The organism is Stutzerimonas stutzeri (assembly GCF_024448715.1).
Lineage (GTDB): Bacteria > Pseudomonadota > Gammaproteobacteria > Pseudomonadales > Pseudomonadaceae > Stutzerimonas > Stutzerimonas stutzeri_AR.
This window is the reverse complement of record NZ_JAMOHZ010000010.1, coordinates 106,888-128,658: the sequence shown is the minus strand read 5'-3', so window position 1 is coordinate 128,658 and position 21,771 is coordinate 106,888. Positions and strand designations below refer to the sequence as shown.

20 protein-coding genes are annotated in these 21,771 nt (G+C 60.5%); 9 read left to right on the top strand and 11 right to left on the bottom strand.

Annotated elements, in window-relative coordinates:
* Nucleotides 1-36 precede the first annotated feature (36 nt).
* Complete coding sequence (locus tag NAV33_RS19780) at nucleotides 37-2,265, top strand: TonB-dependent receptor (protein WP_255983241.1); 2,229 nt, start codon at nucleotides 37-39, stop codon at nucleotides 2,263-2,265.
* Nucleotides 2,266-2,458: 193 nt separating this feature from the next.
* Here the strand turns inward: NAV33_RS19780 and NAV33_RS19775 are convergent, their stop codons facing one another.
* From NAV33_RS19775 to NAV33_RS19755, 5 genes are all read right to left on the bottom strand, one after another.
* Nucleotides 2,459-4,015, bottom strand: coding sequence for a sulfite reductase flavoprotein subunit alpha (locus NAV33_RS19775; RefSeq protein WP_336605406.1), 1,557 nt, complete (start codon nucleotides 4,013-4,015; stop codon nucleotides 2,459-2,461).
* 194 nt (nucleotides 4,016-4,209) lie between these two features.
* Nucleotides 4,210-5,085: a DUF4198 domain-containing protein gene (locus NAV33_RS19770; protein ID WP_255983237.1), complete on the bottom strand. Its 876-nt coding sequence runs from the start codon at nucleotides 5,083-5,085 to the stop codon at nucleotides 4,210-4,212.
* 14 nt (nucleotides 5,086-5,099) lie between these two features.
* On the bottom strand, nucleotides 5,100-5,609 hold the full coding sequence (locus NAV33_RS19765; RefSeq protein ID WP_255983235.1) for a DUF2271 domain-containing protein: 510 nt from the start codon (nucleotides 5,607-5,609) through the stop codon (nucleotides 5,100-5,102).
* Nucleotides 5,610-5,618: 9 nt separating this feature from the next.
* The gene (locus NAV33_RS19760; RefSeq protein WP_255983233.1) at nucleotides 5,619-6,212 is read right to left on the bottom strand and encodes a PepSY-associated TM helix domain-containing protein; all 594 of its coding nucleotides are present in this window, start codon (nucleotides 6,210-6,212) and stop codon (nucleotides 5,619-5,621) included.
* A 297-nt stretch (nucleotides 6,213-6,509) separates the two neighbouring features.
* Entirely contained in the window at nucleotides 6,510-7,202 is a 693-nt protein-coding gene (locus NAV33_RS19755; RefSeq protein ID WP_255983231.1) for an SIMPL domain-containing protein, read from the bottom strand.
* Between the two features lie 150 nt (nucleotides 7,203-7,352).
* Here NAV33_RS19755 and NAV33_RS19750 point away from each other — a divergent pair, with 150 nt between their 5' ends.
* The 3 genes from NAV33_RS19750 to NAV33_RS19740 all read left to right on the top strand — a co-directional run bounded on the left by NAV33_RS19750 (nucleotide 7,353) and on the right by NAV33_RS19740 (nucleotide 10,281).
* Nucleotides 7,353-8,606, top strand: coding sequence for an ATP-binding protein (locus tag NAV33_RS19750; protein ID WP_255983229.1), 1,254 nt, complete (start codon nucleotides 7,353-7,355; stop codon nucleotides 8,604-8,606).
* A gap of 32 nt (nucleotides 8,607-8,638) precedes the next feature.
* Nucleotides 8,639-9,199: a response regulator transcription factor gene (locus NAV33_RS19745; RefSeq protein ID WP_255983227.1), complete on the top strand. Its 561-nt coding sequence runs from the start codon at nucleotides 8,639-8,641 to the stop codon at nucleotides 9,197-9,199.
* 140 nt (nucleotides 9,200-9,339) lie between these two features.
* On the top strand, nucleotides 9,340-10,281 hold the full coding sequence (locus tag NAV33_RS19740) for an AEC family transporter (protein ID WP_255983225.1): 942 nt from the start codon (nucleotides 9,340-9,342) through the stop codon (nucleotides 10,279-10,281).
* Between the two features lie 17 nt (nucleotides 10,282-10,298).
* On the opposite strand, the gene NAV33_RS19735 is transcribed toward NAV33_RS19740, so the two are convergent.
* The 6 genes from NAV33_RS19735 to gatC form a co-directional block, all read right to left on the bottom strand.
* The gene (locus tag NAV33_RS19735) at nucleotides 10,299-11,390 is read right to left on the bottom strand and encodes a calcium/sodium antiporter (RefSeq protein ID WP_255983223.1); all 1,092 of its coding nucleotides are present in this window, start codon (nucleotides 11,388-11,390) and stop codon (nucleotides 10,299-10,301) included.
* 30 nt (nucleotides 11,391-11,420) lie between these two features.
* Nucleotides 11,421-12,506, bottom strand: coding sequence for a calcium/sodium antiporter (locus NAV33_RS19730; RefSeq protein WP_255983221.1), 1,086 nt, complete (start codon nucleotides 12,504-12,506; stop codon nucleotides 11,421-11,423).
* A 30-nt stretch (nucleotides 12,507-12,536) separates the two neighbouring features.
* The gene (locus NAV33_RS19725) at nucleotides 12,537-12,920 is read right to left on the bottom strand and encodes a septal ring lytic transglycosylase RlpA family protein (protein ID WP_255983219.1); all 384 of its coding nucleotides are present in this window, start codon (nucleotides 12,918-12,920) and stop codon (nucleotides 12,537-12,539) included.
* 186 nt (nucleotides 12,921-13,106) lie between these two features.
* Entirely contained in the window at nucleotides 13,107-14,552 is a 1,446-nt protein-coding gene (gene gatB, locus NAV33_RS19720; RefSeq protein ID WP_255983217.1) for an Asp-tRNA(Asn)/Glu-tRNA(Gln) amidotransferase subunit GatB, read from the bottom strand.
* A gap of 11 nt (nucleotides 14,553-14,563) precedes the next feature.
* Nucleotides 14,564-16,015 carry an Asp-tRNA(Asn)/Glu-tRNA(Gln) amidotransferase subunit GatA gene (gene gatA, locus NAV33_RS19715; protein WP_255983215.1) on the bottom strand — a complete coding sequence of 484 codons (1,452 nt, stop codon included), beginning with the start codon at nucleotides 16,013-16,015 and terminating at the stop codon, nucleotides 14,564-14,566.
* Between the two features lie 14 nt (nucleotides 16,016-16,029).
* The gene (gatC, locus tag NAV33_RS19710) at nucleotides 16,030-16,317 is read right to left on the bottom strand and encodes an Asp-tRNA(Asn)/Glu-tRNA(Gln) amidotransferase subunit GatC (protein WP_255983213.1); all 288 of its coding nucleotides are present in this window, start codon (nucleotides 16,315-16,317) and stop codon (nucleotides 16,030-16,032) included.
* 314 nt (nucleotides 16,318-16,631) lie between these two features.
* Here gatC and mreB point away from each other — a divergent pair, with 314 nt between their 5' ends.
* The 5 genes from mreB to rng all read left to right on the top strand — a co-directional run bounded on the left by mreB (nucleotide 16,632) and on the right by rng (nucleotide 21,471).
* Nucleotides 16,632-17,669 carry a rod shape-determining protein MreB gene (gene mreB, locus NAV33_RS19705; RefSeq protein WP_255983211.1) on the top strand — a complete coding sequence of 346 codons (1,038 nt, stop codon included), beginning with the start codon at nucleotides 16,632-16,634 and terminating at the stop codon, nucleotides 17,667-17,669.
* 128 nt (nucleotides 17,670-17,797) lie between these two features.
* On the top strand, nucleotides 17,798-18,763 hold the full coding sequence (mreC, locus tag NAV33_RS19700; protein WP_408102217.1) for a rod shape-determining protein MreC: 966 nt from the start codon (nucleotides 17,798-17,800) through the stop codon (nucleotides 18,761-18,763).
* Nucleotides 18,760-19,248: a rod shape-determining protein MreD gene (gene mreD, locus NAV33_RS19695; RefSeq protein ID WP_255983210.1), complete on the top strand. Its 489-nt coding sequence runs from the start codon at nucleotides 18,760-18,762 to the stop codon at nucleotides 19,246-19,248. Before mreC ends, mreD begins: the two co-directional genes overlap by 4 nt.
* A gap of 84 nt (nucleotides 19,249-19,332) precedes the next feature.
* Nucleotides 19,333-19,923: a Maf family protein gene (locus NAV33_RS19690; RefSeq protein WP_255983208.1), complete on the top strand. Its 591-nt coding sequence runs from the start codon at nucleotides 19,333-19,335 to the stop codon at nucleotides 19,921-19,923.
* A 90-nt stretch (nucleotides 19,924-20,013) separates the two neighbouring features.
* Nucleotides 20,014-21,471: a ribonuclease G gene (gene rng, locus NAV33_RS19685; protein ID WP_255983206.1), complete on the top strand. Its 1,458-nt coding sequence runs from the start codon at nucleotides 20,014-20,016 to the stop codon at nucleotides 21,469-21,471.
* Nucleotides 21,472-21,771: the final 300 nt, after the last annotated feature.

The window sequence follows — 21,771 nt, the reverse complement described above, 5'->3', positions numbered from 1 at the left end:
CGATAGCGTTCAACTTTTTGAAGGATATTGTTTCCGATGTCGCGTCCGTCTCTAGAGCTCTCTTCAAACCCCCGCTTGCTGGTCTCGGCCATCGGCGTGACCCTTACTGCGCTGTCCGCACCGGCAGTCGCGCAGGACGCGGAAAAAGCGCCCGCTGACAATCAGGAGCCCGTCGCCCTGGATTCGGTGACCGTCGTTGGTAACCAAGAGCAAAGCTACAAGGCTGATGGTTCGGCATCGAAGAAGTACACCGCGCCGCTGCGTGAAACACCCAAGTCGATCACTGTAATTACCGATCAGGTGATCCGTGACACGGGTGCGTTGTCGCTGGTCGACGCTCTGCGCACTACGTCAGGCATCACCTTTGGCGCCGGGGAGGGTGGCAACCCGGCTGGCGATAGGCCGATCATTCGTGGCTTCGATGCCGAGAGCGATACCTTCATCGACGGCTTGCGCGACATCGGCTCGCAAACCCGCGAGATTTTCAACATCGAGCGAATCGAAGTGAGCAAGGGGCCGGGCTCGGCCTATACAGGGGCTGGTTCAACCGGCGGAAGCCTCAATCTGATCACCAAGACGGCCAAGCGCCAGAACTTCGGTGATGCCAGCTTCACTTACGGCTCCGATCAGACCCGCCGTTACACCCTCGATGTGAACCGGGTGATCAGCGATAACGTCGCCGGCCGTCTCAACCTGATGAAGCATGAAGCCAACGTCGCTGGCCGCGACGGCGTTGAGGTTAGCCGCTGGGGCGTGGCGCCAACCGTGACCTTCGGTTTCGACACTCCGACACGCGCGACGCTGTCCTACTACCACCTGGAAACCGACGATGTGCCGGATTACGGCATTCCGCTGACCGATGCCACACCGGCAAATCCCAACCGCGTGCCGGTGAGTGTCGATCGCGACAATTTTTATGGTCTGAGCCACCGCGACTATCGCGAAAGCACCACAGACGCCGGCACCATCAGGCTGGAGCATGACCTTAACGACAACCTGACACTGTCCAACACCACCCGTGTGGTGCGCACTACGCTGGATTACATCGTCACCACGCCAAATGACTCCGTAGCCGGCAATCTGGATCAAGGGCTGGTCTTTCGCTCGCCGAAGAGCCGTAACTCGACTTCCGAAGGTTGGGTCAACCAGACGGACCTGAGCGCGCGCTTCGACACTGGTAGCGTCGAACATAGCGTGGTGACGGGTGTGGAAATCAGTGATCAAGGTACGCACAACCGGCCGTATGTCATCAGCACGAGCGGTCGTGTCTGTACGGCAATTGGCCCGGACTGCGCCGACTTGGCGAACCCGAACTACGACGCCGCCTGGAATGGAACGATCGAAGACAGTGACAACTACACCGATACCGACACCAGGACGCTCGCGGCTTATGTGTTCGACACGCTGAAGTTCAACGAACAATGGTCGTTGAATCTTGGGTTGCGCTATGACGACTACGAAACGACATCCAGCGGCTACGGTTCGCTGGCGGGCCGCGGATCGCCGAGCGGCGATTTCGAACGAGAAAGCGGCTCTCATTTCTGGAATTACCAAGCGGGGTTGGTTTTCAATCCGCTACCTAATGGCAGCATCTATGTAGCCTGGTCGACTTCCAGTAACCCGGTCGGTGAAAGCAGCGGCGAGGGCTCGTCCAACGTTGCCTACAACACGCTTGATCTTGAACCGGAACGTAACCGCAACGTCGAGATCGGCACCAAGTGGGAATTCCTCGATGATCGCCTTGGCGTCGATGCGGCTGTGTTCAAGACCGAAAAGACCAACGCTCGAGTCAACGACGCAAACGGCTTGCCGATGAATATTGGCGAAACGGAAGTCACCGGCTTCGAGCTGAGCGTCAACGGCCAGCTCACCTCGAAGTGGCAAACCTTTGCCAGCTACACCTACCTCGATGGCGAGTTGGTCAAGGGTGTTGGAACAGGCGTCGACGATGGGAACGCGATCCCCAGCACACCGGAAAACAGCTTTAGCTTCTGGACAACCTATCATCTGCTGCCGCAGCTGACCGTCGGTGGCGGCGCCAACTACGTCGATTCACGCTTCGGCAATACGGCCAACACCATCGAGGTGCCGAGCTACTGGCGCTACGACGCGATGGCCGCATATCGCGTCAGCAAGAATCTGGATCTGCAACTGAACGTGCAGAACCTGACCGACAAGCGTTACTTCGACCAGGTTTACGGCAGCCATATGGCACACGTGGCCGCGGGCCGTACTGCGCTGCTGAGTACCAACTTCCACTTCTAAGCGAAGCGCGAGTGCTGCGCCACTACTTATAGCTGAGGGTGGCCGCAAAATAAAAATGTCCGTATCGAGAGATACGGGCATTTTTTTGCTTTTTTTCAGCGTGCGCTGGTGCCTGTCGGTCCTGTTTCGCTGTCGCGGATGGTAACGCCTGGAACGGCTGATGGGGCCAAGCGCCTGCTGCCAGTCTTCTGCGTCAGTACAGGTCCCGTTTGTATCGCCCTTGCTCGGTCAGCTGTTGCAACTGCTGGTCGCCCAGCACACCGGCAAGGATCTGTTGCACCTCGCGCCCCATTCCTTCGAGGCTGCCGCAGATATAAAGCGCGGCGCCTTCGTCGATCCAGCGCCGCAATTCGTCGGCCGCATCGCGCAGAAGGTGCTGCACATAGATTTTCCCCGGCTGGTCGCGGGAAAACGCCAGATCCAGTCGCTGTAGATGACCCGATATCAGCCAGGCTTGCAGCTCGTCACGAAAGAATTGATCGTGCTGTGCGCTGCGCTCGCCAAACACCAGCCAGTTCATGGAGGCCGGCGTGCCGGCGCGTTCGCGCAGATGCGCGCGTAGCCCTGCCAGGCCGGTGCCGTTGCCGATCAGGATCATCGGCGTGTCTGCAGCCGGACCGTGAAAACCCGGATTGCTGCGTACCCGCAGGTCAAGCTCATTGCCGATCACCGCATGCCGGCAAAGCCAGCCGGAGCCAATTCCCAGACGACCGTCGGCGTGTCGCGCTTCGCGAACCAGTAACTGCAACTGGCCGTCCGCGGGGACCGAGGCGATGGAGTATTCGCGATGCGGCAACAGCGGCAGCGCCAATAGCCCATCGATATCAAGACCGAGTAGCGCTGCTTCGTCGTCGGGCAGTCGCCGCGTGGACAATGCATCGGCGAGTGTTAGCTGGTCGATGGATGCCTGTGGATCGTGACCAAGGCGCCGTAGTAACGCGTCCATCTCGGCTAGCGAATGCCGCGGGCCAACTTCTGCGATGTCGCCGGCGCGCCAGTTGTGTCTGCCATCGACTGCACTCAAGCCCAGATGGAAAGCCGGCGCACCTTGGCTGCCAGGGTTCAGCCATTCACGCAGGTCGAGGCGCCAACGCTGGTACGGTGCGGGCTGCCAGTCTGTGAAGTCGCTGTTGCCGCCCACATGGGCGAGCTGTTGTTGCCAATGACGCAACACGCCGGCGTCACCACGGTCGGCCTCCAGTCGATCGAATAGCGACAAGGCGCCAAGCTCGCGCAACCGGGTATCGAGGCGTCGGCCAAATCCGCAGAAGTGGTTGTATTGACGGTCGCCCAGCGCGAGGACGGCATATTCCAGGTGCGACAGGTTGCGCACCTGATTCAGCAACTGGCGTTCGAAGCGTGCGGCGTTTTCCGGCGCCTCGCCCTCGCCATAGGTGCTGACAATGAACAGAACGCGGCGGTGATCGTGCAAGGCCTCAGGACTGAGGCCGTTCAAGGGCAGAACGCTGGTCGCGACACCTGCGCCGCGAAGTTGGTCGGCGCTGCGCTCGGCAAGTTCTTTGGCCTGGCCGCCTTGGCTGGCATAGGCGATCAGCAGTGCGCTAGATGTTGTTTCGTGCGGCGGAACGGCTTGGCGGTGGTGCTGCCATAGATGCAGACAGACTCCCAGATAGGCCATCGCCACCAGCGTCGCGGAAAGCTCCCGGGCCGGTTGCCACCAGAACAGCAGCGTGGCGAGCGACAGGCACGCCAGCAAAGGCATGTGGCGCACGAGCTTTGATGAATGCAGCAAGATGAGCCGTCTCCGGGGATTGGCTTGTTTCAAGTGTGGTGACGCGAGCGGTTTTGGAGGCAATTCGAACGCAAGGGGATGTTGCAGCAACTGCCGGGCCGAGCTGTTCCGGCAGCTGAAGGATTGTATCTGCGCGGTCCGATCCACCTTCCAGCGCTGCCCCATATGAAGCAGCGTGCGTTGCGCGCTCTCTAGGGCGCCTGTATTTCCAAGGTTGCGCTATAGGTGGCGCGGCGTTCGGTGGCGGGCTCCGAGACACCCTTGTCGCTGATCATCTCGGCTTCCAGCCAATACATGCCCGCTTCCGGCCAAGTGATACTCACCTTGCCCTGTTCGTCGGTGGTTGCGTGGATCTCGCCCAAATGGTCGCGATAGCGATTGCCGCCGGGGATCACGCTGATCTTCACGCCCGCGGCCGGTTCGCCATCGAGTAGGAAGGCGAACTCCGCCGCTTCGCCGGCGAAGAGGTCGTTGGGATGGGTAATGGGTGCCATCTCTAATCCTTTGCCGGTGGGCGTGAGCACTTCCTTAGAAGGATTGCCGGAGGTAACGAACACTTCCATGCGGCTGCTGTTCTGGCTGACCTTGAGGTCCTCGCCTTTGGCTGGGACTTCCTTGGCGAACGCCTCAGGGGTGCCCATCCAGCGGCGCATTTGGCCGTTCTCCTTCCATCGTGCAAACAGACCGTTGTTGGCCACCGCCAGCTTATAGGTCCCTTTCTGCGTCAGATGCACATCGAAGGTGCTGCGGTAGTGGCCGATGGCGCCATTCTCGGCCTGGATCGGTGAGCCGTCCGGTGCGATCACGTGCAACTGCGATGCGGGCCGTGCGCGCATGCCGGGCGGACCGCTAGCCGGCGCCTGGTCGAGGTTGCCGATGCCCTGCAGGCGCAGTGGGACGTGCTCGAAATAGAACAGGTCATTGGATACCGCGGCGTCGACGGTGATCCATGGGTCCTCTCCAGACAGTACGGTCGCCGATGGCAGCATCCAGGCACGGTGAGCCTGGGCAGAAAGTGGCAGACATACGGCCAGGGCCAGGGCGGTCCATTTGATCATGGGTTTCATGAGCGATTCCTAGTTCATGGATTCAGGTTAAGAGATATGTTGCCCAGCTCACTTTTGCCCTGGGCTCGATGGCTTTGTTTTTCCTGTGGCGGCCAGCTGAAGGGCACTCGCAGCAATTCGCGACCGCCGACTTCCCGAGCTGCTTCCACGACCAGTCGATACTCACCGGCGGGCAAATCCTTGAGTGGGGCCTTGCTGTCGTCGAAGTTCAGTTCATGGCTGCCGACTGCGCGGGTCGCAGCGCTGACACCATCGACCGGAAGGTCCAGGCTACGACCGCTGCGGCGCCACCACTGACGCAGGTCCTTGAGCCATTTTTCACCTTCCTCATCCTTCAGCTTCACGTCGTACCACACGGCCAAATCGGCGACATGGCTCTGGTCCGGGCGCTCCAGCCAAAGTGCGACGTAGGGGCGGTGATATTCGGCGACCTGCAACCGTGGAATCTCGACGGAGACCTGTAGGTCAGCCGCCATAATTGGCGCGCTGATCAGAGTGAGGGGTAGCAACAAGCGTTTACGCATCGCAGATCCTTAATGAATGAACAGCAGGGCCAACAGCACGGGAACAACCAGGCCCAGGCCGACCAGCGGCCAGGTGATGGGTCGCCCGGCGGCGTGGCGCTGCAACAGCAACAGGCCGGTGAGACTGAAAACTACGCATGCCGCGGCAAAGATATCGATGAACCAGCTCCAGACCGTGCCGGTGTTGCGGCCTTTGTGCAGGTCGTTGAGATAGGAAACCCAACCGCGATCGGTGGATTCGTACAGCAGTTCGCCGCTTTCCAGTTCGAGGCTCAGCCATGCATCGCCACCGGGGCGGGGCAGGGCGATATACAACTCTCCATCGGTCCACTCGGCGTTGCGATCGGCCAGCTCGATGTTTAGCTCGCTCTCCAGCCAGAAACGCAATTGACTAGGCAAACCAGCCTCTGGCGACTCCGTCAGCAGCTTGGTCCGCAACGCTTCAGGAAGATGAGCCTGACGCTCGGAAATGACGGGGCTGGCCTCGATTTGCCCTGCATGGTTGAGTGTGATGCCGGTAATCGCGAACAGGAGCATGCCGGCCAGGCACAGCGCGGAGCTGATCCAGTGCCATTGGCGGAGGGTGCCGAGCCAGAGTCGCATGGTGATCCTTGTGTGGAGCGAGGGGGCGGCAAAGATTCTAGGGGGCGCTGGAGGCAAACGCTAATAATTTACAGACGTTATACATTCGCATCGAGAGGCTGCGTGTTGCCGGCTTGAGCGAAATTGAACGACGGTCAGGAGTTCCGGTTCTCGTTGGTTTGGGGGGCCAGGTTGGCAGTCATTGAATGGAGTGCGACGTCTGAAAGCGTGCTCGATACGGCATGGCTCGCTTCGAGCCGGTTGTGTCTCGGTCGTGTTGGCAGGGCGTGCAACCCCGCCAAACTGGGGGTTACGACGTCACGGCATCTCAACTTCGATGACACCGTCGGCATTGATGCTGACCTGGCGGGTCCCGGCCTCGACCTCCGGTGTCGGCATGGAATCCATGCTCTTCATCGCGAAGTTGCGCATCACCGGCTGGTAACCGCCGCCGCTGTTCAGATTGAGGTTGACGATCCGGTAGTCAGTGCCGCCAAGCGCTTCGGTAGCCAGTTGTGCGCGGGCGCGGAAGGCGGCGACGGCATCCTTCAGCAGGGCATCTTCGTTCTGCTTTCGGATCGCGTCGGAGACGCTGAAGTGCATGCTGCCCATCTTCAAGTCCTGCATCAATTCGCCGGTAAGTTTGGACAGAGCAGTGAAGTCACCGCTCTCAAGGCGCAGCTCGGCGCGTTCGCGCCAGGCGGTGATCTGCTGGCCCTTTTCCTCGTAGACCGGATAGCTGCTGCGGCTGCCCTGGCTGACGACGACGCCTTTCGTTTGGCGGGCGCGCTGCAAGGCTTTGTTCATGGCTTCGGTGGTCTGCGCGGCCAGCTGCGCCGGGTCCTCGTGCTGGGCTTCGCTGTAAAGCGTGACGTGCATGCGGTCGTGGGCTACTTCGCTGCTGGCCTCGGCACGCAGGGAAATCTGGTTGTAGTGCTGCTCGTCGGCAACAACCGGAAAGCAGGCAAGGCAGGCCAGCAGCGCGACGCTGCGGGGAACTGTAACGAACATGAGAGCTCCTGAATTCAGTGCACCACCGGTGCGGCGCAGAGACTTTAGCCCTTTGAGGGCCGTTACGCAGTTTTTCTGTGCGTCGCGTTGACGCAGAAAGGGCTGCCTCCCGAATCGCTTGGTTATACTCGCCATTCGTTTGGAGAACCCATGTACGCATCCGTTCACCTGCTGTCTGCCAGCCGTCAGAATCTCCGTCTGCTCACCCTGATCCGCATCCTCGTGCTTGCTGCTCAGGCGGGCGCGGTGGGGCTCGCCTATGCCACGCAGTTGTTCGTCTTGCCGTGGGCGCATCTGAGTATCACGTTGGCGATCTCCGCGCTTATTTGCCTGGGCACGGCTTTACGGCTGCGAGGGCCCTGGCCGGTGACCGAACTCGAATACGCGGTTCACCTGGCTGCTGACTTGTTGATTCACAGCGCGCTGCTGTATTACTCGGGCGGTTCGACTAACCCGTTCGTTTCCTACTATCTGGTACCGCTGACGATCGCTGCGGCCACATTGCCGTGGCTGTACTCAGTCGTTCTGTCCGGCATGGCGCTTGCGGGCTACACGCTGATGCTGGTGTGGTACGACCCGGTCATCGCCCCGCCGGTCGATCGCACTACCTTGCTCGTCTATGGAATGTGGCTGAGTTTTGCCTTGGCAGCTGCGCTGATTACCTTTTTTGTCGCACGTATGGCCGAGCAATTACGACGTCAGGAGCAACTCCAGGCCCAGCGCCGCGAAGAAAGCATGCGTGACCAGCAGCTTCTGGCCGTGGCGACGCAGGCGGCTGGCGCCGCGCATGAATTGGGTACGCCGCTGGCGACCATGAGCGTGTTGCTCAAGGAGTTGCGCCAGGAATACCGCGATCCGCAATTGAGCGAAGACCTCGAACTGTTGCAGTCACAGGTCCAGCTCTGCAAGGAAAGCCTGCGTCAGCTGGTTCGTGCCGCCGAAGCCGATCGCCGCCAGGCCATCGTCGAGCAGACCGTGCGCGAGTGGACCGAGTCGGTGCTGCAGCGCTGGCATCTGATGCATCCAGAGGCAACCTATCGCTTCCAGTGTTTGGGTAAGGGCACGCCGCCGCGTCTGATGCCACCGGCTGATTTGAGTCAGTCGCTGCTTAACCTGCTGAACAACGCCACTGATGCCAGCCCGGATGATCTGGAGATTCGCCTGGACTGGGACGCACAATGGATCAAGTTGACCATTCGCGATCACGGCGCCGGTGTGCCTCTGGCTATTGCCGAACAGATCGGCAGACCCTTCATCACGACCAAGGGCAAAGGCTTCGGCCTCGGCCTGTTCCTGAGCCAGGCCAGCGTGACGCGCGCCGGCGGTACGGTGAAACTCTACAATCACGAAAAGGGTGGCACTCTGACCGAGCTGCGCCTGCCGCATGGCTCGGTACGGGCCTGAACTGACGTGACAATGATGCGAGGAATCCAGACATGACCGAAGAGTTGCAGCACGAAGGCGACGATCAGCCCCATCTGCTGCTAGTGGATGACGATCCGACATTTACCCGTGTCATGGCACGCGCCATGAGCCGCCGTGGTTTGCATGTCAGCATCGCCGGATCGGCCGAGGAAGGCCTGGAGATGGCGCAGCAAGAATTGCCCGATTACGCGGTACTGGACCTGAAGATGGAAGGCGACTCAGGCTTGGTACTGCTGCCCAAACTGCTCGAGCTGGACCCGGAGATGAAGGTGCTTATCCTCACCGGCTATTCGAGCATCGCCACCGCGGTCGAGGCGATCAAGCGCGGTGCTTGCAACTATCTGTGCAAACCCGCCGACGCTGACGACGTGCTCGCCGCACTGCTTTCCAAACATGCTGATCTGGATACGCTGGTGCCGGAAAACCCGATGTCGGTGGACCGGCTGCAGTGGGAGCATATCCAGCGCGTGCTCGCTGAGCATGACGGCAACATCTCCGCCACGGCGCGCGCGTTGGGCATGCATCGGCGGACCTTGCAGCGCAAGCTGCAGAAGCGCCCGGTTCGGCGCTGATCGCCCTCAGCAAGCGCAGGTAGCCGTCTTGGATGCCGGCACTGCGCTGTTTATACCAAGTCGACGGCTAGCCCGGCGCCCGATCCGGCAGTTTTTGTTTACCCTGTTGGTATCCACGACTCTTCTTTTCGAGCGTTGCCATGCTCCCCCTGGTTCTGCAGACCCTGAGCGTCACCGCACCGGTTTTCGTAATGCTGTTTGCCGGCGTCGCACTGATGCGCCTGCGCTGGATCGATGGTGCATTCATCCATACGGCATCGACGTTGGTGTTCAACGCCACGATGCCAACGCTGCTGTTTCTTTCGGTCATCAAGGCGGATTTAAGCGCCGCGCTACAGCCGGCACTGCTTATCTATTACATAGCCGCTACGGTGGGTGGCTTTTTGCTGGCTTGGGCCTGGGCGCATTGGCGCTGTCCGGTGGCGGATCGCGGCGTCTACGTGCAGGGTGCTTTTCGCGGCAACAACGGCGTGATCGGACTGGCATTGGCTACCAGTCTTTATGGCGACTACGGGCTTTCGCTCGGCGGCGTGCTGGCCGGTGTGGTAATCCTTTTGTATAACAGCCTGTCTGCCGTGGTCTTAGCGATCTACAGCCCCGATGGCCACGCAGATGCCCGGGCGATCATCCGCAGTATTCTGCGCAACCCTTTGATCATTGGCGTGACCGCAGCGATACCCTTCGCCTATTGGCAGGTTCCTCTACCCGATTGGCTGATGACATCGGGGCAATATTTCGCTCAGCTGACGCTACCGCTGGCTCTGATCTGCATCGGCGGCACACTCTCGATTGCGGTGTTGCGTGAAAGCAGCGGCATTGCGATGAGCTCGAGCATGATGAAGATGGTCTGGTTTCCGGCGCTGGCTACGCTGGGCGCTTGGCTATGCGGCTTTCGCGGCGCCGAGCTCGGTATCCTGTTTCTGTATTTTGGCTGCCCGACCGCGGCTTCCAGCTTTGTCATGGCGCGCGCGGTCAATTCCAATCATCAATTAGCCGCGACCATCATCGTCATCACAACGCTCGGCGCGGCGGTGACGATCAATACCGGGTTATTCCTGCTCCGCTGGGCCGGCTGGATCTGACCAGCCGGCCATGAGCATCAGGCGCGTTGGCTTTTCCAGGCGCGCCCGGAAATCACCACCAATGTCACAGCAGTCAGCGGCAGAACATAGCCAATAATCGCGTCACCAAAGGTTTCGGCAAACGGGCGCCCGGTACTGGCCGTCACCAGGTAGACCGTATAGGCGATGTAGTAGGCCAGGAACAACAGACCTTCCCAGCGGTTGATGGCATAACCGGTGAAAAAGATCGGCAGACAGGCCAGCGCAACCGCGATCATTACCGGGAAGTCGAAGGCCAGGGCGCTGGCTGCGACGCCGATTGCCTCTGGCGATACCAGCGAGGCCAGCCCTAGCACGCAGAGCAGGTTGAAGATGTTGCTGCCGACGATATTGCCGACGGCGATATCGCGTTCACCCCGGATGGCGGCGAGTATCGAGGTCGCCAATTCGGGGAGGGAAGTGCCGACGGCAATCACGGTCAAACCGATCACCAGTTCCGACAGGCCCAACGCACGGGCCAGCGATACGGCGCCCTCCACCAGAAAGTTCGATCCCGTCACCAGCAGCACCAGGCCGGCAATCACCAGGCCGGCATTGATCAGGCTTGCGTAGGGCTTTGGTTTTCCATCGAGACCGAACTCCTTGGTGAACTCGTCATCAGCGGCTGCGACTGCATTGGCGCGGCGGCTGCTGATGATCAGGAACAGGGTATAGCCGATGACGGCCGCAAATAGCAGGGCACCATCGAGGCGACTGAGCGTGCCGTCCCAAGCCAGTGCATAGGTGACCAGACTGGCGCCGATCATGATCGGCACATCGAGGCGGATCAATTGGCGAGACACGATCAGCGGCGCAATAAGCGCCGTCATGCCAAGAATCAACAAGACGTTAGCGATGTTGCTGCCAATCACGTTGCCGATGGCGATATCGCCGCTGCCATTCAGCGATGCCTGCACGCTTACCGCCGTCTCTGGCGCGCTGGTGCCGAAGGCGACCACGGTAAGGCCGATGATCAATGATGGGATGCCGAATTGGGCTGCCAGTTTGGCAGCGCCGCGCACCAAAACCTCGGCGCCAGCGACAAGCAGCACCAGGCCGGCTATCAGATAGACGAACGTCATCAGGGTCACGAAGGTAGCTCCAGAGGGGATCGAGGTGGGTCAGCGCTGGTGTTTCCAGGCGCGCAGAAAGATCACGAAAAGCGTAATGACCGTCAAGGGCAATACGTACCAAGTCATTGCATGGCGTAACAGATTGATGGCCGGCAGGCCGGTAGAAAACATCACCAGATAGAGCGTATAGGCCAGGTAGTAGCCTAAGAACATCGTGCCCTCCCAGCGTTTGATTTGGTATCCGGAAAAGAAGATCGGCAGGCAGGCACCAAACACGGCGAGCATGACCGGCAGGTCGAAGGCCAGCGCATTGGGTGAAATCGACAGACCGTCGGCCGAAACCAACGCTCCGGCACCGAGCACCAATAGCAGGTTGAAGATACAACTGCCGACCACGTTGCCAACGGCGATATCACGCTCCCCGCGATAAACCGCTAGCAGTGAAGTCGCCAGCTCGGGAATGGACGTGCCGACCGCGATTACGGTGAGGCCGATCACCAGTTCGGACAGGCCCAGTGCGCGTGCCAGGGCCACCGCACCTTCAATCAGCAGATTCGAGCCAGCCATCAGCAGGCCCAGCCCGAGCACTATCATCGACAGCTGGACGAGCCAGCCGAGTGGTTTCGGTTGGCCTTCGGGGCCGTATTCGGTGGTGAACTCGTCAACCTGCGCGCGTCTTTTCTCGCGCTTGCTGGCGATGATCAGAAACACCGTATAGAGCAACAGCGAGGCCATCAGAATGCCGCCGTCCAACCGGCTGACGCGGCCGTTCCAGGCGAGGAAGAAGGTCAGCACGCCGGCGCCGATCATGACCGGCACGTCGAGGCGCACCAGTTGGCGGGACACCAGCAGCGGCGCGACCATTGCCGAAAGGCCAAGAATCAGGAGGATATTGGCAATGTTGCTGCCGATCACGTTGCCTACGGCAATGTCGCCGCTGCCGCTCAGCGAGGCCTGGATGCTGACGGCCGCCTCCGGTGCGCTGGTGCCGAACGCGACGACGGTCAGGCCGATGATCAGCGGAGAGATACCGAAGCGCGCAGCCAGTTTCGCGGCGCCTCGGACCAGGGCTTCGGCACCTGTCATCAACAAGACCAGGCCGACGATCAGATAGGCGAACGTCATTAAACTCATTGCAACTCCATCGGTATTCGGCGCTCCCGGTCAGTCTACTTTTTCGATCTTGGCGTTGACCACGCCGTCCTCGATCAGGTCAATCTTGCTGGCAGCGATCCGTGACAGATCGATGATCCGCCCCGGCTTGAACGGGCCGCGATCGACGATGCGTACCGTTACCTGTTTGCCGTTTTCGAGATTGGTCACCTTTACGCGCGTGCCGAACGGCAGCGTTTTGTGCGCAGCGACCAGCTCGTTTTGATTGAATGTTTCGCCGCTCGCGGTCTGCTCGCCATGAAAACTGCGGGCGTAATAGGACGCCTTGCCCTGCTGGATGAAAGTGCGTTTGGCTTTCGAAACTTCATCCTGCTTCTCGGTACAGCCGCCAGCCAGGGCGAGCAGGAAGGGTATAACCAGCAGTCTGGTTTGCATGAGCCAATCCCCTGAATGAATGCAGGCGCGGCACCAGCTGCCGGGAGTGGATTGCTATACAGTCTTGAACGTTATTGAGCGCTAACCGACGCAGCCGTTCAACGGGTCGATCGACACCGAAGCGTTGACTGCAATCGTCATGAGCACCGGAGACGAGGCGGGTCCTGTCAGGCCCGCCTCGTTGGGTCAGCCTTCGAGCTTGCTCTTCAGCAATTGGTTGACCTGGGCAGGGTTGGCCTTGCCCTTGGAGGCTTTCATCGCCTGGCCGACGAAAAAGCCGAACATCTTGCCGCGCTTGGCTTCGTCGCTGGCGCGGTATTGTTCGACCTGCTCGGCGTTGGCTGCCAGCACCTCATCCAGCATCGCCTCGATGGCACCCGAGTCGGTGACCTGCTTGAGGCCCTTCTTCTCGATGATGTCATCTGCCGAGCCTTCACCGGCCGCCATGGCTTCGAAGACCATCTTGGCGATTTTGCCGCTGATGGTGTTGTCCTTGATGCGTTGGATCATCCCGCCTAACTGCTCGGCAGAGACTGGCGACTGCTCGATATCCAGGTTGTCCTTGTTGAGCAGGCTGGACAGCTCGCCCATCACCCAGTTGGCGGACAGCTTGGCATCGCCACAGGTGCGCTGGACTTGCTCGAAGTAGTCGGCCATCTCGCGGCTGGCGGCCAGTACGTCGGCGTCATAGGCGGAAAGGCCGAATTCGCGTTGGAAGCGTTCACGCTTCTCAACCGGCAGCTCCGGCAGGCTGGCGCGGATCTCGTCGAGAAAGCGTTGCTCGATGACTACCGGTAGCAGGTCAGGGCAGGGGAAGTAGCGGTAATCGTTGGCTTCTTCCTTGCTGCGCATGGAGCGCGTCTCGTCCTTGTTCGGATCGTACAGGCGAGTTTCCTGCACCACCTTGCCGCCGTCTTCGATCAACTCGATCTGCCGCTGCACTTCGTGATTAATCGCTTTCTCGATGAAGCGGAAGGAGTTGACGTTCTTGATCTCGGCGCGGGTGCCGAATTCGGTCTGGCCTTTCGGGCGCACCGAGACGTTGCAGTCGCAACGCAGCGAGCCTTCAGCCATGTTGCCGTCGCAGATGCCGAGGTAACGCACCAGGGCATGGATTGCCTTGACGTAGGCCACCGCCTCCTTGGCGCTACGGATATCCGGCTCGGAAACGATCTCCAGCAGCGGCGTGCCGGCGCGGTTGAGGTCGATGCCGCTCATGCCGTGGAAATCTTCGTGCAAGCTCTTGCCGGCGTCTTCTTCCAGGTGCGCACGGGTAATGCCGATGCGCTTCTGCGTGCCGTCTTCCAGGGTAATGTCGAGGAAACCCTTGCCGACGATGGGATGATCCATCTGGCTGGTTTGATAACCCTTCGGCAGATCGGGATAGAAATAATTCTTCCGGGCGAAGACGTTCTTGTCGGCAATCTCGGCATCGATTGCCAGACCGAATTTGCAAGCCATGCGCACGGCTTCGGCATTGAGCACTGGCAGCGTGCCGGGCATGCCCAGGTCAACCAGGCTGGCCTGGGTGTTGGGCTCGGCGCCGAAGGTGGTGGCGCTGCCGGAGAAAATCTTCGACTGGGTTGCGAGCTGTGCGTGGATTTCCAGCCCGATCACGGTTTCCCATTGCATCTTCAATCTCCTCAGAATCCGGCCGGGGCGCGCATGTGCCAATCGGTCACTTGCTGGTACTGATGCGCCACGTTGAGCAAGCGCGCCTCTTGGAAATAGGGCGCTAGCAACTGCACGCCTACGGGCAATCCATCGATGAATCCAGCTGGCATGGAAATGCCCGGAATGCCGGCCAGGTTGGCGGTGATGGTGTAGATATCTTCCAGATAGGCCGAGACCGGGTCGGCATTCTTTTCGCCGAGCTTCCACGCCAGGTTCGGCGTGGTCGGGCCGAGAATCACGTCGACTTCATCGAAGGCGCTGACGAAGTCGTTCTTGATCAAGCGGCGAATCTTTTGCGCCTTGAGATAGTAGGCATCGTAGTAACCGGCGGACAATGCATAGGTACCGACCATGACGCGGCGTTTGACTTCGTCACCGAAGCCTTCGGCGCGCGAGCGCTTGTAGAGGTCGGTGAGGTCCGCTGGGTTCTCGCAGCGATAGCCGAAGCGCACACCGTCGAAACGCGACAGGTTGGAAGAAGCCTCGGCCGGCGCGATCACGTAGTAGGAGGGGATTGCGTGCTGCATGTTCGGCAGGCTGATTTCCTTCACCGTGGCACCGAGCTTTTTCAGCTCTTCGATCGCCGCCATTACTGCGTCGGCGATCTTCGGATCGAGCCCTGCGCCTAAATATTCCTTCGGCAGACCGATGCGCAGGCCGTTAAGCGGCTTGCTCAGCGCCGCTAAATAATCGTCTAGCGGTTGGTCGACGCTGGTGGAATCCTTCGGGTCGAAGCCGGCCATGGCGCCGAGCATCAATGCGCAATCCTCGGCAGTACGGGCCAGCGGACCACCCTGATCGAGGCTGGAGGCGTAGGCGATCATGCCCCAGCGCGAGACGCGTCCGTAGGTCGGTTTCAGTCCTGTAAGGTTGGTCAGCGCGGCGGGTTGGCGAATGGAGCCACCGGTATCGCTGCCGGTTGCGGCTGGCAGCAGACGTGCGGCAACCGCTGCGGCCGAACCGCCGGACGAACCACCCGGGACTCGGGTCGGATCCCAAGGGTTCTTTACCGCGCCATAAAAACTCGACTCATTGGCCGAGCCCATGGCGAATTCGTCCATGTTCAGCTTGCCCAGCGATACCGCGCCCGCAGCGGCGAGCCGTTCGACCACCGTGGCGTCATAGGGCGATTTGAAGCTGTCGAGGATCTTCGAGCCGCAGCTGGTGCGCACGCCCTGGGTGCAGAACAGGTCCTTGTGGCCTATCGGTGCACCCAGCAGAGCGCCGCTTTCGCCGCTGGCGCGACGCATATCGGCGGTCTTGGCCTGGGCAATGGCTTGCTCTTCGGTGACGGTGATAAAGCTGTTCAGTTGCGGGTCGAGCTGCTGGATACGGGTCAGCAGCGAGCGGGTCAGTTCTTCTGCGGAGAAGCGCTTTTCGCTCAGGGCGCGCGCAATTTCGGCGAGAGTCAGTTGGTGCATGTCGGCGTCCTTCATTACTCGATCACCTTCGGGACCAGATAAAGGCCGCTTTCCACGGCCGGAGCGATTGCCTGGTAGGCCTCGCGCTGGTTGCTCTCAGTGACTTCGTCGGCGCGCAGACGCTGGTGGGTTTCCAGCGGATGGGCCAGCGGCTCGATGCCATTAGTGTCGACCGCCTGCATGCGATCGATCAGGCCGAGGATGTTATTGAGGGTCTCGGTGGTGCGGGGCAGGTCGTCTTCATTCAGGCCCAGACGGGCCAGATGAGCGATCTTTTCCACCTCGGAGCGTTCAAGCGCCATCGGAATTCTCCAGCGTGAGGCGAATCGGGTGCGCCTTCCGTCGGCAAAGGCCAGCGTCAGAGCAGCAAGGTCGAGCCGCGGCAGCGGGCATTCGAGCCCGGAAAAGCCATCAATCTTACATGCCTGTAGGTGTTCTCGGTAGCACGGCTGCGGCTTGCCGGGTGCACTGTGTTTTTTCTTTGCTGATCGTTTTTTCGCGCAATAGCTCACGTCTGGCCAGACAAGCGTGGACTCGCGCCTTGCCCTAAGTTCGCACCATTGTTAGAGTTTGCGGCACTTTTTTCCCCACGCGTTTGCCCCAGGGCCCTTTTCCCATGTTCAAGAAACTGCGTGGCATGTTTTCCAGCGATTTGTCGATCGACCTGGGCACTGCCAATACCCTTATTTACGTGCGCGACCGCGGCATCGTCCTGAACGAGCCGTCCGTGGTGGCTATTCGCTCCCATGGCAATCAAAAAAGCGTGGTCGCCGTGGGCACCGACGCCAAGCGCATGCTTGGCCGTACTCCAGGCAACATCAACGCGATTCGCCCGATGAAAGACGGCGTGATCGCCGACTTCAGCGTTTGTGAAAAGATGCTGCAGTATTTCATCAACAAGGTTCACGAAAACAGCTTTCTGCAGCCCAGCCCTCGCGTGCTGATCTGCGTTCCCTGCAAGTCCACTCAGGTCGAGCGCCGTGCGATCCGCGAATCGGCGTTGGGTGCTGGTGCGCGTGAGGTCTTTCTGATCGAAGAGCCAATGGCGGCAGCCATCGGTGCCGGCCTGCCGGTCGATGAGGCGCGCGGTTCTATGGTCGTCGATATCGGCGGCGGTACCACCGAGATCGCGCTGATATCCCTTAATGGCGTGGTTTACGCCGAGTCCGTCCGTGTCGGCGGCGATCGCTTCGACGAATCCATCGTTACCTATGTGCGCCGGAACTACGGCAGCCTGATCGGTGAGTCCACTGCCGAACGCATCAAGCAGGAAATCGGCACCGCATTCCCGAGCAGCGACGTACGCGAAGTCGACGTTCGCGGTCGCAACCTTGCCGAAGGCGTGCCACGTAGCTTTACCCTCAACTCCAACGAAGTGCTCGAGGCGCTGCAGGAATCCCTGGCCACCATCGTCCAGGCGGTCAAGAGCGCGCTGGAGCAGTCGCCGCCGGAGCTGGCGTCCGACATCGCCGAGCGCGGCCTGGTACTGACGGGTGGTGGCGCGCTGTTGCGTGATCTCGACAAGCTGCTTTCCCAGGAAACCGGTCTGCCGGTAATCGTCGCCGAAGAGCCACTGACCTGCGTCGCACGCGGTGGCGGCCGGGCTCTGGAAATGATGGACCGTCACGCCATGGATCTGCTGTCCACGGAGTGACCTACAAGCGGTAAGCTCCAAGCGCAAGCCGAAAGCAGGGCCACACTCTGCTCTCGGCTTGTCGCGTTTAGTTTGAAGCCTGCAGCTGCGAGGACCTGTCAATCAAACCACTATTTGCCAAAGGACCCTTGCTCGGAGTTCGCCTGCTGGTGCTCTCCGTGCTCTGTGTCGCGCTGATGGTGGTCGACGCGCGCTTCGAGACGTTGAAACCTGTGCGCAGCCAGATGGGCCTGGTGTTGACGCCTTTCTATTGGTTGGCCGATCTACCGGTGCGCACCTGGCAGCGTGCAACCGAGCAGATCAGCAGCAGCACCAGCCTGGTCGCCGAGAATGAGAAGCTGAAAGCCGAAGCGTTGCTCATGCAGCGGCGTCTGCAGAAGCTGGCGATGCTGACCGAGCAGAATGTGCGCCTGCGCGAGCTGCTCAACTCCGCCGCATTGGTCGATGACAAAGTGATCATTGGCGAGCTGATTGGCCTCGATCCCAACCCCTTCACTCACCGCATTCTCATCGACAAGGGCGAGCGTGACGGTGTCTTCCTCGGCCAGCCGGTGCTCGATGCCAGCGGGCTGATGGGGCAGGTCGTCGAAGTCATGCCCTACGCCGCCAGGGTCCTATTGCTGACGGACGTGACTCACAGCATTCCGGTGCAAGTCAATCGCAACGGTTTGCGGGCGATTGCGGTCGGCACTGGCAGCCCTGATTATCTCGAGCTGCGTCATGTCGCCGAGACGGCCGATATCAAGGAAGGCGATTTGCTCGTCAGCTCGGGATTGGGGCAGCGCTTTCCCAGTGGTTATCCGGTCGCCCAGGTCACCGAGGTGGTGCGGGGCTCGGGGCAACCCTTCCTGATCGTTCGTGCCATCCCCACTGCGATGCTCAATCGCAGCCGCTATCTGTTGCTTGTCTTCAGCGATTCGCGGACACCGGAGGAACGTGTCACAGCCGCTGCCGAAGCTCAGGAGACGGCCGATCGCGAGGCCGCCGAGCAGGCGGAGCCGGCTGCTGCCGATGCGATCTCTGAGCCGGAAACCCCTGACGCTGCCCCGGCGACGCCGGATACGACGCGACCGGACGCCGAGGAGCAGCCATGATCAGCGGACGACTGAATAATGGTTGGGTGATCTGGTTATCACTGTTGATAGCGCTGTTGCTCAGCGTGGCACCCATGCCGCACAGCATCGGGCTGGGGCGTCCGCTCTGGCTCGCCATGTTCATCGCCTACTGGGCAATCGCATTGCCCCATCGCGGCGGTATGGTCGCGGCGTTCATCTTCGGGCTGATGCTCGATGTGCTGTCCGGCACCCTGCTGGGGCAGAACGGCCTGCCGTTGATCTTGATCACCTTTCTGGTGCTCAACCTTCAGCAGCGCCTACGTATGTTTCCGCTATTACAGCAAAGTCTGGTACTGCTGGTGATTCTAGGAATCGGGCAATTGGTGCAGTTGTGGCTCAATACGCTTACAGGCAATCGTCCGCCGACGCTTCTGTTTCTCGTCCCCGTCCCGGTCAGCGCTTTGCTCTGGCCATGGGTCTTCATTGCCCTGCAATGGGCGCGGCGGCGCTTCAACGTCTACTGATCGTCTCCGCGATCAGGCGAGTTGCTTCCGAGCGCCGCCCAGATATGCGAATCTGCTTCGATAGTTTTTGTCCAAGGAGCAGGCATGCCCGCATTGTTTCTCGCCTCCGCGTCGCCCCGGCGTCGTGAACTGCTGACACAGATCGGCGTTCCGTTTTCCCTTCTCGCGGTCTCCATCGACGAAACACCCGATCCAGCGGAGTCGCCGGACGTCTACGTTCAGCGTCTGGCTCGAGAGAAAGCCCTGGCGGGCCTGGCTCTGGTCGATGACGCCTCGGCGTACGTGCTGGGTGCCGACACCACGGTAGTGCTGGATCAGCGGATTCTTGGTAAGCCGATAGATAAGCAGGATGCACTGGCGACACTACAGGCCTTGTCCGGGCGCGAGCATCAGGTACTGACGGCGGTCGCGTTGGCCGGTCAAGCAGATTGCGTGGTGCGTCTGGTGAGCAGTCGGGTACGCTTCCGGCCCGTTCGGCCGGAAGAAGCCGAGGCCTACTGGACCAGCGGCGAACCACGGGACAAGGCGGGTAGCTATGCCATTCAGGGTTGGGGTGCGGTTTTCGTCAGCGCCCTTGAGGGCAGCTACTCCGGCGTGGTCGGTCTGCCGTTATGTGAAACGGCACAGCTGCTCGATGCATACGGTCTCGAGTACTGGACTAAAAGCTCAACCTAGAGCCTGTGGCTTGGCGGCGTATGCCGTTAGAATCGAGCCCACTCGTCAGCTTCGGCTGTTTCACCCCACCGCCATCGGCCGAGAATAACAATGAGCGAAGAAATTCTGATGAACATCACCCCCATGGAATCACGGGTGGCGGTGGTGGAAAACGGTGTCCTGCAGGAGGTGCATGTCGAGCGCACCCAGCGTCGCGGCATCGTCGGCAACATCTACAAGGGCAAGGTGGCACGAGTGCTACCCGGGATGCAGGCGGCTTTCGTCGACATCGGCCTGGAGCGTGCGGCATTCATCCACGCTTCGGAAATTTCCAGCCGGGAAGGCAACGCGGTCGAGCCCATCAGTGCGCTCGTCCATGAAGGGCAGGCGCTGGTCGTCCAGGTCACCAAGGACCCGATCGGAACCAAGGGCGCACGGTTGACGACACAACTGTCGATACCTTCGCGCTACCTGGTCTACATGCCCAAGACCAGTCACGTCGGAATTTCCTTGCGCATCGAAGACGAGTCCGAGCGCGAGCGACTCAAACAGGTGGTCGCCGAATGTGTCGCGGCCGAAGGCATCAAGGAAGCTGGCGGGTTCATCTTGCGCACAGCCGCCGAGGGCGCAGGCAGCGACGAAATCCTCATGGACATTCGCTACCTGCGTCGCCTGTGGGAGCAGATCGACGGCCAGATGAAGACCGCTGGCGCGCCCTCGATCATTTATGAAGACCTGTCGCTGGCCATGCGCACCCTGCGCGATCTGGTCAATCCGCGTATCGAGAAGATCCGTATCGATTCGCGAGAAAACTTCCAGAAGGTCAGCCAGTTCGTCGGCGAGCTGATGCCGGAGTTGAGCGAGCAACTCGAGCATTACCCCGGCGAGCGGCCGATCTTCGATCTGTACAGTGTCGAAGACGAAATCCAGAAGGCGCTCGAGCGCAAGGTCATGCTCAAGTCCGGCGGCTATCTGATCATCGATCCGGCCGAGGCGATGACTACTATCGACGTGAATACCGGTGCCTTCGTCGGCCATCGCACGCTCGAGGAAACCATCTTCAAGACCAACCTCGAGTCTGCTACCGCCATTGCGCGTCAGCTTCGGCTGCGCAATCTCGGCGGGATCATCATCATCGACTTCATCGACATGGAAGACGAAGAACATCGCCGTCAGGTCCTGCGCACGCTGGAAAAGCAGCTGGAGCGTGATCACGCCAAGACCAACATCATCGGTATCACCGAGCTGGGCCTGGTGCAGATGACTCGCAAGCGCACTCGTGAAAGTCTCGAGCAAGTACTGTGCGAGCCCTGCATGTGTTGCCAGGGGCGCGGCAAGTTGAAAACTCCGGAAACCGTCTGCTACGAGATATTCCGCGAGATCCTTCGCGAGGCCCGCGCTTACCAGCCCGAGGGCTATCGTGTACTGGCGAACCAGAAAGTGATCGACCGGCTACTCGACGAGGAATCGGGCAATGTCGCCGACCTCGAAAGCTTCATTGGCCGTTCGATCAAGTTCCAGGTGGAGACCATGTACTCGCAGGAACAGTACGACGTGGTGCTGCTCTGACTAGGGTCTGTTGCCGTTTCGCTGCGAGCCGCGTTGCTGCGCCAAATCTCGCCAGGCAAGGCGCGGGACGCAGGTAATGGTCGCTCCCTTACCAAGTCCCGCAACGCCGCATGGCGAGATTTGCCGCGCAACCCGTAGGGACGGGCCGGTTTTTGTGCGATACGGCGTTTCTCGTCGCTTATTTGGAACGACCAAACTGCGCGACTCGTGTCTTGTCTCGCGCAAAAACCGGCTCCGTCGCGGCCGCGACGAAACGGGAACAGACCCTAGATGCAAGCCAGGCCATGTTGGCCCGGATGA

What these genes read in the sequence shown, in the direction of transcription:
- NAV33_RS19765 (WP_255983235.1), bottom strand. Translation starts at nt 5,609, where the DNA reads ATGCGTAAACGCTTGTTGCTACCCCTCACTCTGATCAGCGCGCCAATT.
- NAV33_RS19725 (WP_255983219.1), bottom strand. Translation starts at nt 12,920, where the DNA reads ATGCAAACCAGACTGCTGGTTATACCCTTCCTGCTCGCCCTGGCTGGC.
- mreB (WP_255983211.1), top strand. Translation starts at nt 16,632, where the DNA reads ATGTTCAAGAAACTGCGTGGCATGTTTTCCAGCGATTTGTCGATCGAC.
- NAV33_RS19745 (WP_255983227.1), top strand. Translation starts at nt 8,639, where the DNA reads ATGACCGAAGAGTTGCAGCACGAAGGCGACGATCAGCCCCATCTGCTG.
- NAV33_RS19750 (WP_255983229.1), top strand. Translation starts at nt 7,353, where the DNA reads ATGTACGCATCCGTTCACCTGCTGTCTGCCAGCCGTCAGAATCTCCGT.
- gatA (WP_255983215.1), bottom strand. Translation starts at nt 16,015, where the DNA reads ATGCACCAACTGACTCTCGCCGAAATTGCGCGCGCCCTGAGCGAAAAG.
- NAV33_RS19760 (WP_255983233.1), bottom strand. Translation starts at nt 6,212, where the DNA reads ATGCGACTCTGGCTCGGCACCCTCCGCCAATGGCACTGGATCAGCTCC.
- NAV33_RS19730 (WP_255983221.1), bottom strand. Translation starts at nt 12,506, where the DNA reads ATGAGTTTAATGACGTTCGCCTATCTGATCGTCGGCCTGGTCTTGTTG.
- mreD (WP_255983210.1), top strand. Translation starts at nt 18,760, where the DNA reads ATGATCAGCGGACGACTGAATAATGGTTGGGTGATCTGGTTATCACTG.
- NAV33_RS19770 (WP_255983237.1), bottom strand. Translation starts at nt 5,085, where the DNA reads ATGAAACCCATGATCAAATGGACCGCCCTGGCCCTGGCCGTATGTCTG.
- rng (WP_255983206.1), top strand. Translation starts at nt 20,014, where the DNA reads ATGAGCGAAGAAATTCTGATGAACATCACCCCCATGGAATCACGGGTG.
- NAV33_RS19690 (WP_255983208.1), top strand. Translation starts at nt 19,333, where the DNA reads ATGCCCGCATTGTTTCTCGCCTCCGCGTCGCCCCGGCGTCGTGAACTG.
- gatC (WP_255983213.1), bottom strand. Translation starts at nt 16,317, where the DNA reads ATGGCGCTTGAACGCTCCGAGGTGGAAAAGATCGCTCATCTGGCCCGT.
- NAV33_RS19780 (WP_255983241.1), top strand. Translation starts at nt 37, where the DNA reads ATGTCGCGTCCGTCTCTAGAGCTCTCTTCAAACCCCCGCTTGCTGGTC.
- NAV33_RS19755 (WP_255983231.1), bottom strand. Translation starts at nt 7,202, where the DNA reads ATGTTCGTTACAGTTCCCCGCAGCGTCGCGCTGCTGGCCTGCCTTGCC.
- NAV33_RS19740 (WP_255983225.1), top strand. Translation starts at nt 9,340, where the DNA reads ATGCTCCCCCTGGTTCTGCAGACCCTGAGCGTCACCGCACCGGTTTTC.
- gatB (WP_255983217.1), bottom strand. Translation starts at nt 14,552, where the DNA reads ATGCAATGGGAAACCGTGATCGGGCTGGAAATCCACGCACAGCTCGCA.